Consider the following 14,952-nt stretch of genomic DNA (forward strand, 5'->3'; position numbering starts at 1 on the left):
CAATCGAGTTCCCTTGCCACCGGCCATGATGACCGGGACGATTTTTGCTGCCATGTCGGCTCCCCAACTCAAAACAATAGTAAGCAGCAAAGCTGCTCAAATTTCTCGGTCTGAAACAACTCAGACGAGCCTGAATAAATCCTTAACAGGTTTGCCTTTGAGATCTCAACCCCAATATAGGTAATTAATAATTACTATGAGTTGCTGGATTAGGTTGTCGAAGATCGTTGCAACTCAACAGTTTTTCATTGCCTAGGCTTCTCATTCGCCGTTTCGTTCAGATTTTAGTCAATCACTTAAAGCTTTTCTGTCTTCCTGTATGCAGAACTTGTTCTAAGGACAATAAGGGATCGACCAATGGCCGTTAACAGCACAGTAACAACTGCGAATACGTTCTTGGATAGCATTGGCATCAACACCCATTCCGGATTCGGTACAGGTTCTTACAACAACTCAGCGATGGTTATCGATAGTTTAAAATACATCGGCGTCGATCTGGTTCGCGACACATTTGTTAGCACAGGAGTGGACGCGCCGGTCCTCAGCGCGCTTGCCGCCGCGGGGATCAAGTTCGATTTCGTCACCTCGTCTGATCTACCCGCTGCCAGCAGCGCCGCTTTGACCGACTACGTCACCGCGTTGCGAACATTTCTGGCGGTCAATCCTGGTAGCATTTCTGCAATCGAAGGCATAAACGAGGCTAACATCCAGGCCTTCAGCTACAACGGCAGTTCTTCAATGGCCGCCGCTGGTCAATTTCAGGCGGCGCTTTTTGGGGCAGTCAAAGCCGACGCCGCGCTTGCCCATGTACCCGTCTACAACCTCACCCTTGGCCTGGACAGCACGGCCGACTACAAAGCCCTGGGCAACCTTGCCGCCTATTCCGACTACGCGAACGTCCACGCCTATACAAACACCAGCAATTCAGCCGATGCGACAATGGAGTACTCTATCGCGTTGGCGAAAGCAGCCGCAGCCGGCGATCCTTTGGTCGTAACCGAAACCGGGTATACAACGCTTCAGTCGAGCCCCAACCTCGGCGTTAGCGAATTGGCACAGGCTAAGTTGGTCCTCGACAATCTGCTCAATGCATACCAAAACGGCGCAAGCAAGACCTTTCTTTATGAGCTCTTCGATACGGCTTCGACCACCACGAGCGCGGCCGAGCAGCACTTCGGCATCTTCAATGAGGATGGGACACCGAAGATCGCAGCGATTGCGCTCCATAATCTTACAACTATTCTGTCATATCAGGGCGCACCGTCAGAAACCGCGGCACCGGCCACGCTTAGTAATCTCCCAAGCAACGCCCACTCCATGACAATGACAAAGGCCGGTGGCATCTATGACATCGTGCTCTGGACGGACAAAACCGTCTGGAACGACAAGACAGACAGCGATATCGGCAATGCGCCGACATCGGTTTCCGTATCACTCGGCTCTACCCAGGCGGTCGTTTACGTTTACAACCCGCTTCTCGGTACCGCACCGATCGCCGTCTATCACAATGTTAGCGAGATCAAGGTGCCGCTCAGCGACAGCCCGTTGATTGTCGAGATCGGCTCTAATACCGCAGTCGTTGACGCCTCAACACACGTCGCCGGACACTTGACGATGACTGCGGCCGAACTGGTCACCACCATCGGCACGCTCGAAAGCGCCACGGGTCTGCAGTCGATCACCCTGACCGGTGGCTCCGACCTTCACGTCTCATCGGCCGCGACGATGCAGTATATGATCGTCCATGACAAGGAAACGCTGTCGAAAATCCAGGGCAACTTCACGTTTTCGGTCAGCTATGGCCAGCCGACCTGGCAGGAAACCCAGACCTTCACCTCGGCTGGAAAGCTGGTTTCGACGACTGACGCGGCGCTTGCCAACGGAGTCGTGCAAACGGCATCAACGGTCTGGGCCGATGGGTCGACCGCCTACAATACCTACAAGTCTGGCATTCTTACCCAGACAGATGCGGTGGCAGTCGGCGGCATCCGCACAATCACAGCTTTCGACGCCAGCGGCAAGCCAACCCAGTTGCAGATCATCAATCCCAACGGTGAGACGTCGGTCGCCTCATATCTCAACGGTGTGGTCACCAATGTCTATATCCACCACGCCGATGGAACAAACGAGTTCCAGAACTACAATGTGACCGGCGCTAGCTATACCACGCAGATCCAGAAGACCGATGCAAAAGGCGCCGTGTTCTCCGTTGTCCGTAGCCATGCCGACGGCAGCCTTGATTACACTGCCTTCACTAAAGCGGACGGGAGCAAAATTGTCAGCTATTATGACGCCACGGGGCATCTGCGCTCGCAAGTTGCCAACCGCGCGGACGGCTCGCTAATTTCATCGGAGACGGACGCCGCAGACGGTTCCAAGACGATCAACACCTATGACGCCGCCGGCCACAAGGTGGCAAATCTGACGGTGACCGCCACTGGCACGAGCACGACATCAACTTACGACACAGCCGGCCATCTCACCCAAACCTCCGTGAAGCTCCCAAGCGGCGAGACCACCACGACGGTTTACACCAATGGCGTCAAGACGCTGATCGCGCTTCAGCACGCCGATGGCACCAGCGAGTTTCAAAATTACCAGGTCACGGGTGCCAGCTATACGACGCAGATCCAGAAGGTCGGCGTAAACGGCGTTGTCTATTCTGTTGTCCGCGCCCACGCCGATGGTAGTCTCGACTATACCGAGTTACACAATACCGATGGCAGCCAGGTCCTGACCTACTACGACGCCACAGGCCATAAAAAGCTGCAGGCGACTACAGAGGCCGATGGGGACCGGACGACGCTATCGTACAATGCCGCTGGACAGTTGACTCACGTCCTCGCCGAGGCAGCGAACGGCGACATCAGCAACTCGACATACAGCAATGGCATCAAAACGAACACCGTGATCAACCATGCCGATCATACCAATGAATTCCAGGCTTACAATCTGACGGGAACCACCTACACAACGCAGATTCAAAAGGCCTATGCCAACGGCTTCGTGTTCTCCGTCGTGCGCACCCATGCCGACGGCAGCCTCGATTATACCGAGGTGAACAATATCGGGGGCACCAAGGTTTTGACATATTATGACGCAACCGGCCACAAGTTGACGCAAGCCACCACAGATGTCGCCGGCAACCATTCGACGCTGTCCTACAACCAGGCCGGCATGCTGACACGCGACTTCGAGCAGCACATCGATGGCAGCACCGAAACGACAGCCTATACAAACGGCGCAAAAACCACGATGTGGGTACTGCACGCGGATGGCAGCCGGGACACCTACAGCTACAACGTGACAGGCCAGAGTTTCGCGACGCAGCGCCAATCCGTCGATGCCCACGGCAATTTTACGTCGATTGAGCGCGATCATGCCGACGGGACGCTTGACTACACCAAGTCCTTTGCAACCGATGGCACAACGGTGGCGACCAGCTACAACGCAACAGGCCACGCCGTGAATACCACCACCGTCCATGCTGACAAGACGAAGGAGGTTACCGTCAACCTGCAGGATGGAACCGGCGACGTCCGCCACGAGTCCTACAGCAGCGCCAACGTCCTTCAGAAATTCAATGTTGCCCATCAGGACGGCACGACCACCGCATGGGCATTGACCAATTCGCAGACCATGACCGGCGGCCGTGGCAATGATACATTCTATCTCTACGCCGACGACGAGAAGATTCAATTCACCGGCGGCCATGACAAGGTCTACAGCTTCGATACGTCGGCACCGACAACCGATCACATAGTCATCACTAATGCCCTTGCCCATGCCTATTCTGACCTGAACCTTTCACAGTCGGGCGGCGACGTACTTATCACAGTCGACCATGATAACAGCATACTCTTGACCGGTACGCAGCTTGCCAATGTCCACAGCGACATGTTCCTCTTCGCCTAGGAATAGCTTTCATCCACCTGCAAAATTCGTCCCACCGAGCAGATCAGAGACACGGAAAGACTTCACGGCCGTTATTGCAGAGCAGCGTCGCGAAAATCGGCAAAGGCAGCTTTCGCCAAGATTGGCTGACTTGACTCTGTTTTCGCTACATAGACCGACGATCACGCTATGCTTTGCATGTGCGAGTGTCAGAGCGCTAACCATACGGCCATCGGAAGATTGCTTCCGACTGCGCAGTTCACTCGGAACGCATCATCGTAAACACTCCAGCCGTTTGTTTCGGGCGCATCGCAGCGCTCAACAAGCCAACCGGCTTTTAAAGGTCAGCACAAGCGCCCGTCGTAAAGCCAAGGGCGTCACGCAAGCAAGAATCAAGACGCTTATTGAACGCCGTCAAGTGATGATGTATGTAACGCTCATCTTATTGCGCCGATATCGTCGATGAATTTGATGTTGGTTTCCTTGCACGGCGACTTTTGGAGAATTTGTGGCTTTCAGCTTTGACTCAAACGCAGGCGCGCTCCGGGCGAGATATACAAGTAAACCGGGCTTACTGCATTATCTAATATTTTCACCTACGGTCGAAATAACTGTTATGTATATGTATTACTTCCGCGATTGCTTCGCGGGATTTATACGGTACGCGCTTCAAATTGTGGGTGCGAACAGTTTGTGGTTTCTCCCTGACGTGCTGGCGTTCTTGTGCGTCGGAATTTTTGTAGCGAGATACGCAATTGTCGCAAAAAATATCGTCGCAATACTTCTTCTGATCTGGGTGCTGATCTCCGCCGTAATCGCGTACATTTTCTTTAAAGATTTCATTGTTGTCGCGTCTGGCGTCAAGATGTTGGCGCCTGTGTTTGTTGGTTTTTGTTTTTGCATGCGACCGCTGAACGAAATGCGGTCGATCCGTTACCTTTTTTACATCGTATTTGCATTCTCCTGTATCGGTATTCTTTGGAATTCCTTTGGCCCACTCGCGTGGGAAGGGTTCGCCTACGAAGGCTTAGGCGGTGGCGAGCGGACAGCTGGAAAGCAATGGTGGGTGCTTGGCGGGACCGCGCGGCTGGGCGGTTTCGCGGCTGACAGCACCATGGCTTCATTCTTCGTCATGGCCGGCTTTATCGTAGTTGCGGTCAACTTTAAGCTCGCAGTTCGGCTTACGGCAGGCGCGATAGCTCTATATATTACATATCTAAGTACAAGCAAAACAAGCCTCATGGTCATCGGATTCATTGCTGCGTTGCTAGCATTTGGATGGCTATTGGGGGACCGTAGAGAGTCCAATCTTCTACGAACCGTAGCGCGGTACTCCTATATATCTATATTTATACCATTTTTACTGATTGTACTACTTAACGGCGTTAATCTCGCAGACATTTCGCTAACGTTGTACAGTATGCAGGATCGAATAAATAATAGTTGGGTCCTGCCAGTGGTTTATATGGCAGATCTCTTTCCACCGGGATTTGTTACAGGCTGCGGCCTGGGATGCTTCAACTACCCTATGCAGCTATTCCCAACCGACGTGCAGCAATACTCTGTCCCTGTAGATAACTTCTACTACGGCACATATCTTATGTTCGGTATCCCGTTTCTGTTGTTTCTACTTCGACATTTCAGGACACAAAAACCCACAGATCCGATCATCGTCATATCGACAATTGCCATGAATTTTTTCGGTGTGACAATTCTTTGCTACGGCCCAGCGAGCTCGCTGCTACTTTTTGGAATCATCTATTCAGGAAATTTCTCGTCGAAAGCCTGGGGGAAGTACATCGACGAATACCACGCAAAACCTTATCACGTAGAAAAACCCGGTTACCAACAAGTGCGGCCTCGCGTCGAATAAGCGAGCGCCGCCCTCGATAACTTTGCGCTAACAACGAAAGTGGTTCGCCGCTTCAGTCATCCCGCAGATCAATCTAACAAAACGAGGTGAAAAACGTGAAAATGCCCGCCGATGCTGTCAAAGGTTCGCGCCTGCAGACATTGCAAGCCGGCAGAGCAATAGCGGCTATCTTTGTGCTACTATACCACACAGAGATAACACTCTCCTTACCGAAATATTACGGCGTGCATACATTTAGTTTGTTCAAAGCAGGGCATTTCGGCGTCATGTATTTCTTTGCGTTAAGCGGTTATTTGATGGTGACTGTTCATCGTAATGATCTTGGTGAAAAGGAGAAGGTCGCATCATTTTTCTATAAAAGGTTCATCCGTATTTATCCGTTACTTTGGGTCGCGCTACTTTTCATGTTTTGCCTAAATCTTGCATCAGGCATCAAATCTCTTCCAACACTTCCAAATCTATTGATGGACATAACGGCTGCCCCGGTCCTACTTTCTGAGCCGCTGCTGACTGTTGAATGGACGCTTCGACACGAAATACTTTTCTATTTAATTTGTGGGCTCGCTATTTGGCGCCCGAAAATAGGTCTCTCTATCTTGCTCGCATGGGGTCTAGCGCCTCTTCTTGCTTGGGGTGATGTGGGGCCATTCCGTGTCCTCGTTTCACCGTACAACATTCTTTTTATTTTTGGCGGTCTGAGTGCGGTTGCCGTGGAGCACTTGTCATCAAATTCGGCAAAATTAATACTGCTCGTCGGAGCCGCTACTTTGGCATTTACGTGGACAATGGAAGTCGGCGGCAATGCGCTTGGCTATAGTTACCCGACTATTTTCGCATATGGTATCGCCAGTGCGATGTTTTTATGCGCTGCCTCAAAATTGGAGCTATCCGGACTACTCGTGGTCCCTAAATGGTTGAATTTTTTGGGTGCGGCTTCGTATTCGATCTACCTTATTCATTTTGCGGCGATCTCGGTAATGTGCAAAGTTGCAGTTTGGGTATCATCCCACTACGACTTGCCACGCCAGCTTGTTTTTGTCACCGTCGCAACGGTGGCGCTGTTGGTGGGTATCATTTTCCACCTGATGGTCGAGAGACCGATGATGAAGCACATGAAATACATTTTTAGACCGCCTGCATACGCTCGCCAATCTGGCAATTGACGCCGCTCATGGGTAGTAATACCATCATGTAAATAATATTCTCATTCCTTAAGCCACGGTTGCCGGCTTGCAATCTTGCGATACTTCTCCCTTGAGCTATGAACGCTTTCGCGGAATCAGCCGTCTCACGACCGCTGCATAAGCGGCTTTCCTGCGTTCGCCACATTCCGCTAGCAGCAATACAATGACAAGGGTCAGCAGACAGAAACAAATCCCACTAACGAGTGGGCGCTGCAACCAAACGGTGAAGCTCGAAAAAAACACGATTATTGGAAGGTGAACAAGATAAAGAGTGAAGCTTGCGCCGGCCAGCCATCGGACGGAGCGACTCACAGCTGGATTCCAGATTTTCTTCTCTCCTGCAAGATCGTGATAAGCCAGAATATTGAGCGCGCAGATAGCCCCGACAATATTGAAAAAAACAAAATTGAACGCTTCCTGGAAGACCGTCGAGGTTGAAAACATGCTGGTTGCATGCGGGTAAAGATAGCGGGCGTTCAGCACATACAATACCGGTGTGGCTGCAAGAAGCAAACTAGCGCCAACAGCGGAAAAAGGCTTCCGATCCGAAGCGATCAGCCGATGCAGCGCTACGCCGCACAACCATACCGGTAAATACATGACAATCTTCGGCCCGCAAATTGCAGCCCAGGCGATCGAGGCAATATAGCTCCATTTGGGCGGCAAAAAAATGATAAGCCCAAACACCACATAATACGGCACCTCGAACCCCAGTGACCAATATGGCTCATTGGATCCGAAAACAGCATGGGTAAACCAGAGTTGATTCGTGAAGGTCAAATATCGCAGCAACGCGTCCCAGGACGCCGGGTGGACAAGCGCCGCTGTTTTGAAATCCCCTTTGTAGTAATCCAAGTGCATCAAAACACCCAATGCGTCGACAATATAGGTCACCGCAATTGCCAGAAGCACCACGGAGTAAAGCCTAGCTAAGCGTGCACTTACATAGGCATGCGCGTCCTTCTCCTTGACCGACGTCACGTAAGACATCATGAAGCCCGAGAGCACAAAGAAAATCGCAACCGCAGGGCCGCCCTGCCCTAGCAGAAAAGACAGACCGGGCCTATCGAGATGCAAGAGAAAATCGTTGGAATGTGCCAGAAAAACCGCTAGGGCCGCGACTAACCTTAGGAGGTCCAGGTATATGGAAAGGTTTCGCCCGAGTGCATTTGAATTCATGTTGATACCCTTGATGAGCGGCCGGCCTAGCGTGGATTGAAGCTCTATCCTATTGAAAAGGAATCGCAAGCTGACGTACCGACAATATGTTAGATACTGTCCCGGTCGTATCTCAGATGCTGGAAGGTCTTCAATTGGCGAAAATTGCGGTCCTGGACCAACCGCTTGCGACAGGTTACTTACCGGAGAACAAAATAATCGACGTTTCCGCTTTCAAAGTCGAATTACATTGCAACAAATTACCGGTGAAGCCTATCGTCTATTGTGCGTCCGCTCACACGAATTGCACTGCAATCTTGTAACCGGGTGCGACCCAAATTGATCGAATGACGCATGAATCGGAAGAAATCACGGGAAATACACCATCGCCGCACGGCAGTATTCACCTTGGTAAAAACGCAAGCCAATTACGGGAATTTCCAGCATTCGTGCGTACTCCATACAAAATGATGAAGATAGGGCCGAAAATCGTGAAGAAGGTATTCTACTACGGCGTGGGAAATCCATTTCAACCAAAGTCGGGTATGGACGTGGTCCTGCGTGAGCATCTTTACGAGATCGTGGAGGATGCGTGCCCGCCAGCTTTCCGACTAACCGCTTTCGACAATGCGCTCATTCCTCTTGAAGATGATCGCTTTCAGCACGTGAAAGTCTTTCAGTCAGATAACCTTAAAAAGACTGGCAAAGGCTCCTACGCTCTGAAGCGCCTCACTCATCTCTTGCGCTTCCGCGCGCTGATGAATCTCGGGTTTTCCTCCCACGCTTGCGAACAGCAGTTCAAACGAGACCTGGCGACAGGGCCCGACATGATTATCGTCGATCACTTGCAGAGCTTAGCGAATATTCCACTGTTTCGCTTGTTGACCACGAAAGCCAAGCTCCTCTACATATGCCACAATTTGACACCAAAGACGCAGTTGGATGGGGCAAAGCTTGCCAAAAGCCCGGCTAAAAAGCTCTTTCTCGTCGCGCAGGCTTTTCAACTTTTCATTATTGAAGCTTTATTGATTTTAAAAGCCGCTCACGTTGTTTTCATTTCATCGTCCGACAACGAGCGTTATTCATTCCTCGGCAAACGTAAAATGACTGCCCTTTGCCCGACGCTGGAGCACAAATTGCATGACGGAAAAACCTACAACCGGTTTCTTAATGGTGACTTTTCGCAGCATATCATCTTTGTTGGGGGCCCTGATTTTGCGCCCAATCGATTTGCAATTGAGTGGCTCGTAAACTCCCTGCTCCCAGTGCTCAAAGAGAGACATCCAAACGTAACACTAGGACTGATCGGAAAAAATACGGAACGGTATGCAGATGGAAACTCCATAGTCTCGTTTGGATTTGCTACAGACGACGAGCTACGTTTCCTTCTCGAAAACTGTCTTTCTGCGGTGAGCCCCGTAATTCATGGAAGCGGGTTGAAGATAAAACTTCTCGAAGCGTTTTCAGCAGGAAGTGCGGTCTTCGCGACTAAGGAATCATTGAGCGGTTTCGATTTTATGGGGGTCAGCGCTAACCTCGACATCGACAATCCCCAGGCATTGGTCGAGCTAATTGGACAACTCTCGAGTGAACGAAAGCCTGCCTCGATTCGGCTTCATACGAGACGCGCATGGGATGAACATGTGCAGTTCAGACGGGGGAAATTGAAAAAACTGATAAAAACACTTGTAGGCAATGACGCGTTAGTTGATAGGAACAGTTAGGCCTTCTAGGTTTACAGTAGCGTGTTCGTCTTCGCGGCTAATTATCAGCCGATCGATAAGTTCTAAGCATAACATTTGCGATACGTCTCGGACGACCGCATAGTTAAGAGGGTGATCTGTATTACCGTGGAAGTCGAATCCCCAATGAATTCGCCAGAATCGTCGTTTCAACGGATTAAAGCGGACATAAAAATCTTCGCGGCCAAGGAAGGAAGCGTAGTTTCTCTCCTCTTTGTGGCCCGCCTTTGCCTGCTCACCCCGGGTTTTCAGTTCGTAATGTCCCGTAGAATCCAGGACATTCTCAGAGAGATACCTCTGATCGGTCGGCTGCTGCGACGTATCTTGTGGTGGCTGACCTGTCTCATTTTCAGTTCTGAGTTGGCTCTCGGAGCGGAATTTGGTGGCGGCCTTTACGTTCCCCATCCTTTTGGAATTGTCGTGGGTGTGGCCAAAATCGGTCGCAACGTTTCAATACTGCAAAATGTCACGATTGGTAAACGCGGAGATTCCAGTCCCGAGGGCACAATCATTCACAACAACGTTAGTTTTGGTGCCGGTGCAGTAGTCCTGGGACCGCTCACAGTTGGCGAGAATTCTTCCATTGGTGCAAATTCAGTAGTGCTGCGCGATGTTCCGCCCAACTCAGTTGCGATAGGTGCACCAGCTAGAATTCTTCTTCGTCGTTCCGAACGGATATGAAGCAATCTCATAGGCCTCGTTGGTCGAAGCTGTGACCAAATCGACCATACCAAGCGCAATCGCGTGTAGTCGCTCTCTTTTCCGCAACGCAGCCCCTCCGCTGACGGAGGTGAGGCCTGCAGAGATTTTCACAAGGTATAAAAATGCGCGCAAGCTTGTGCAATATCGTAAAATTTCTGTAGCACGCCCGCGCAATAAAACCGATATTTACCCAGCGCCGCTGGCTTCACTCCGGGATAGTTAAAGAGAGCGACGCTACAATGCATTATTTCAGAAAACTTGCTAGCTTGGGAAATCTCGGCTTTCGTGCGTCGACTCTGGTCCTGCGCTTTCTTCTGTCATTTTACATCGTCAAATTTCTTGGTTATGAGGCGACAGGTGTTTACGGACTGACGATAGGCGCAATCGGCATAACACCAGCTTTACTGGGCTGGGGATTAAATTATTTTGTTTCGCGTGAAATAGTCGGCAAGACGCAGGTTTTTGTTGCCAGTCGGATGAAAACGAGGTTGCTCGTAACGACGATCTCGCTGGCCGTCGCAACCGTGATAGGTCTGCTGGTGTCATTCGCAATCGGCTTCCCGGTTACCTTTTTACACGGCTTAATTATCGCATTGCTTTGGCTGGAAACTTACGGGTTGGATATCCATCTTCCCCTCATATCGGCCGAGATGCCTCTTCAAGCGAATATGATTGTATTCTTGAGATCCGCATTTTGGGTGCCGTTCGCGATCGGTGTCGGAATTGCTTTCCCTGCACTGCGGTCGCTTGATGTGCTATTTATGTTTTGGATCGGTAGCTATGTTCTGGCGGCGGCGGCGCTTGTCTACTTCCTACGTGACTGGCCTATTAGGCAGGCTTTCTTGGGACCCTTCCAATATGATTGGCTTAAGGAACGACTGCGTTATTCCTGGCATATCTACGGAAGCGACCTTAGCATTGTTGGTCTCGCCTATGCTGACCGTTATATTGTGTCATATCTACTGGGTCTCACGCTGACAGGCATCTACACGTTCTTTTGGTCGATCGGCAATGCCCTACAGACCCTAATGCAGACTGCGGTTATCCAGCTCGCACTACCCCGATTGTTTCGCGCCTCCAAACAGGGATCGGCCAACGAATGGCAAGTGATTTTCCGCCGCGAATTAGGCAGGACGATTCTTTTTGCCAGCCTCCTCGGAATCGGCATTTTTATTGCCGCTGAGATCTTGATATCTTCCATGTCGATGAGCGACCTGGGCCAGCACCGCGGACTTTTTGTTTTGCTGCTCTGCGCTGCAATCGTTAGATCGTGTTCCGACCTTTTGAATATTGGTTTATCGAGCTTAGAGAAAGATAAGCATTACGCTGCGATCAACATTCTGGGTGTTTGCATGTCGATATGCATTGCAGGCATCTCCATTTATATCATGGGATTAATCGGGACGGGTGTGGCTGCTCTGTTGACAGCTTTGTTACTGATGATGATCCGATTATTCGTCATTACAAGATCTTCTTCAAACAGATCCTCGTTAAGCGCACCCTAACGGCCGGGCTTGCCTCACGCACAGGCCTGGTGGATTAAGGTACGGTAGGCGAAGGGCCGATCCAGTGCATTTCCTGTAAGCGTAGTCATTGCCATCAGTATGGAAGCGCTCAAGCGGATAGCAGGCGAAGTGGTCGCCCAATCCAGCCGATAAAGTGCTGCCAACGAAGACTGTGATATGATGTCCGCGACGGGTGCGTCACGTCGCGGATGCAAACCATGACGACGTTCAGCCCACCTAATTGGGCATCACGTTGTGAGAGCTTGCAACAACCTGCAAGAAAAAGTGGCAAGTCGAGCTGATATCCATCTTGCTGCTTGATGGATCCGTTAAATGAGTATGGAATGCGAGGCTTTAACGTCGTTTCGACTCCTAGTGATCGAATAAAATTTCTCAAGTGGCTTGCAAATGAAGGTTAGAAGCGAGATGAACAAGTTTATATTACTGACTTCCTTTATCGTAGGCGCGACTTTGTTAGCACCTGCAACAAGTCAAGCAAAAAGCAAAATGACATGGGGGGTCAACGGTCCATCAGTTTTGGAAAATAACCGTGACTACCTTAAAGCTTTTGCCGTTATGAAGCAGAGAGGTCTTACCACTTATCGCATTAACCTCAATCTGACAGCCACGACACCTGACGCTGCGAACAATCTCGCTGAGATGATATCTGGCGCAAAAAAATATAACATCAAACTCAAGCCTATACTATTCACGGCTTTTCAATGGGAAGATAGTCTCGGAAAATCAGAGGGGGTGCCCACGAGAAGGAAGGCAATCTACGACGACGCTTATGCCAGGACATATGAGGTCGTTCAGCGCTTCAGAGCAGATATAACCGATTGGGAAATGGGTAATGAAATCGACCTAAAAACACGTTTCGACAACGGAAACAAGGACATAGGCCCTCCCGAGAGTTGGAAAGCACAAACTTTCAATACGCCAAGAATGCTTGACTGGGCGTCTTTGCTACGCGGCCAGTCAGATGCAATAGTTGCAGTAAACAAAGAGTTTGGAACTCATCTACGAAGCGTTCTCAACGTAGCGCAACTCCAATTTGGTTTTCTAAATTTCATGATTGATCAACGGGTTGCCTTCGACGTTATATCTTATCACTACTACGAAAAACTCGGAACGGACATGACAGCGCATTGGAATGGAAGTGAAGAAAAAGTCAATCTATTTAAGGTCTTGGCTTCTTTCCATCGCCCAATCATTATAAATGAGACGAATTGTGGAGAGATCTATGATCGCGACTATCAGAATGTGCCGGGAGGGAACCTAAACACCGAGTGCTTGCGAAGCTTCAACAACATTCTGTCCGCGATAGCGAACCAAACCGATGCAGATATTGAAGGTGTGGAAGCCTATACGTTGATCGATTTGCCGCAGCAGACCTCGCCGATCGAAAGGCGGTTTGGGCTCATGTATGATCTCGATCACCCGAAATTGTCTCTCGCAATACTCGCGCAATATTCTGGTGGCCTCGTTACACAAGATGAGTCCCGTGAGTTGGCAAAGCTTGGGATCCAATGACCATCCAGAAGTGATCAAAATTGCCGCTGAGCAAGTCGTTATTGCCAGCACAAAAGCTCGCGCGTTGGAGACCCGCAGGCGCTTGTTGGCAGTTTTGGGATCGTGTTGAATCGATCAAGATTTGGGAGCCTTGATGTTCCACGTCACCGCTATCCCCTAGTAGTGCTCTTTATACCATTCGACAAACTTTTGGACGCCAATTTCTAGACCGATCATCGGACGGAAACCGGTCAGCGAAATCAGCAATTCCGGAGATGCGAAGGTACGGGGCACATCGCCGGGTTGCATCGGCAACATGTTGCGGCTGGCCGACTTGCCCATGCTTTCTTCCACAGTTTCGACGAAACGCATGAGTTCGATAGGGTTCCCACCACCGATATTCACAACGCGGAACGGCGCGTGTCTGGAAAGCGTGTCGATAACTGTCTCGGACTGAACCCGATTGGATTCATTTGGTTGAACATCAACAAGCCGCACAATGCCTTCGATAAGATCGTCGATGTAAGTGAAGTCTCGACTCATCTTCCCTTCTCCATAGACGTCAATGGGGAGATCGTTGCGAATTGCATCAACAAATTTGAACAAAGCCATGTCTGGGCGTCCCCACGGACCGTACACCGTAAAAAATCGGAAGGCTGTGGTTGGGATGTCGAACAGATGGGCATAGCTGTGAGCCATCAGTTCCATCGACTTTTTGGTCGCAGCGTAGATGGTCATCTGCTCGTCGGCCTTATCGCTCTCGGCAAACGGCACCTTTTCATTAGCCCCGTACACTGACGATGTTGAGGCTAGCAGGAGATGCTTCGGCTTTATCGCCCGAGCAACCTCCAAGATATTGAATGATCCGACAACATTTGAATCAACATAAGATTTCGGATTTTCCAGACTGTATCGAACACCGGCCTGGGCGGCGAGGTGAATAATAACCTCAGGCTCAGCCATTTCGACTGCGCGGTCTAACGCCACCCGATCCTCCAAGAGGCCAATAAAAGGCTTAAAGGCATTTGATCTGGACAGCATGGCATGCCGCTTCTCTTTCAGCGCAGTATCGTAGTAGGCGGTCATACCGTCAAATCCGACCACGAAATGACCTTCGTCCAGCAATCGCCTTGCGAGATGGAAGCCGATGAACCCGGCTGTTCCGGTGATAAGAAAACGCATGAATAGTCCTTTCGCAGCGACGGGATACAGTCCTGGTTCATGTTCTTGCAGCCGACATAGGCGAGAAGCACCGTTGTCGCCCGCATTGGTAAGTAGAGAGAAAGAGGCAGGCATGCTCTCTCTAACCACTGGGACTGCTGATTACATGGAAATGTTGCAATGCAAATAAAGAAATTGCAATTCCACCGGATCAATTTACA

9 protein-coding genes are annotated in these 14,952 nt (G+C 50.5%); 7 read left to right on the top strand and 2 right to left on the bottom strand.

Going from position 1 to position 14,952, the window contains the following annotated elements; all coding sequences use genetic code 11:
* Window positions 1–396 precede the first annotated feature (396 nt).
* From EQW76_RS21515 to EQW76_RS21525, 3 genes are all read left to right on the top strand, one after another.
* Entirely contained in the window at window positions 397–3,915 is a 3,519-nt protein-coding gene (locus tag EQW76_RS21515; RefSeq protein WP_143123201.1) for a hypothetical protein, read from the top strand.
* Between the two features lie 487 nt (window positions 3,916–4,402).
* Window positions 4,403–5,767, top strand: a complete 1,365-nt coding sequence (locus EQW76_RS21520; RefSeq protein WP_143123202.1) for a hypothetical protein — start codon at window positions 4,403–4,405, stop codon at window positions 5,765–5,767.
* 101 nt (window positions 5,768–5,868) lie between these two features.
* Window positions 5,869–6,930: an acyltransferase gene (locus tag EQW76_RS21525; RefSeq protein ID WP_244616997.1), complete on the top strand. Its 1,062-nt coding sequence runs from the start codon at window positions 5,869–5,871 to the stop codon at window positions 6,928–6,930.
* Between the two features lie 96 nt (window positions 6,931–7,026).
* Here EQW76_RS21525 and EQW76_RS21530 read toward each other — a convergent pair whose 3' ends face one another.
* Window positions 7,027–8,130: an acyltransferase gene (locus EQW76_RS21530; protein ID WP_143123204.1), complete on the bottom strand. Its 1,104-nt coding sequence runs from the start codon at window positions 8,128–8,130 to the stop codon at window positions 7,027–7,029.
* A 326-nt stretch (window positions 8,131–8,456) separates the two neighbouring features.
* Between EQW76_RS21530 and EQW76_RS21535 the strand changes: the two genes are divergently transcribed.
* The 4 genes from EQW76_RS21535 to EQW76_RS21550 all read left to right on the top strand — a co-directional run bounded on the left by EQW76_RS21535 (window position 8,457) and on the right by EQW76_RS21550 (window position 13,591).
* Complete coding sequence (locus EQW76_RS21535; RefSeq protein ID WP_143123205.1) at window positions 8,457–9,833, top strand: glycosyltransferase; 1,377 nt, start codon at window positions 8,457–8,459, stop codon at window positions 9,831–9,833.
* A 144-nt stretch (window positions 9,834–9,977) separates the two neighbouring features.
* A complete protein-coding gene (locus tag EQW76_RS21540) occupies window positions 9,978–10,532 on the top strand; it encodes a hypothetical protein (RefSeq protein WP_143123206.1) in 555 nt (184 codons plus the stop codon).
* 260 nt (window positions 10,533–10,792) lie between these two features.
* Complete coding sequence (locus EQW76_RS21545) at window positions 10,793–12,058, top strand: lipopolysaccharide biosynthesis protein (RefSeq protein WP_143123207.1); 1,266 nt, start codon at window positions 10,793–10,795, stop codon at window positions 12,056–12,058.
* A gap of 426 nt (window positions 12,059–12,484) precedes the next feature.
* Window positions 12,485–13,591 (top strand): glycosyl hydrolase 53 family protein, encoded by a 1,107-nt coding sequence (locus EQW76_RS21550; RefSeq protein ID WP_143123208.1) that lies wholly within the window; start codon window positions 12,485–12,487, stop codon window positions 13,589–13,591.
* A 156-nt stretch (window positions 13,592–13,747) separates the two neighbouring features.
* On the opposite strand, the gene EQW76_RS21555 is transcribed toward EQW76_RS21550, so the two are convergent.
* Window positions 13,748–14,752 carry an NAD-dependent epimerase/dehydratase family protein gene (locus tag EQW76_RS21555; RefSeq protein WP_143123209.1) on the bottom strand — a complete coding sequence of 335 codons (1,005 nt, stop codon included), beginning with the start codon at window positions 14,750–14,752 and terminating at the stop codon, window positions 13,748–13,750.
* Window positions 14,753–14,952 lie beyond the last annotated feature (200 nt).

Source organism: Rhizobium sp. rho-13.1 (assembly GCF_007000305.1).
GTDB classification, from domain to species: Bacteria; Pseudomonadota; Alphaproteobacteria; order Rhizobiales; family Rhizobiaceae; genus Rhizobium; species Rhizobium rhododendri.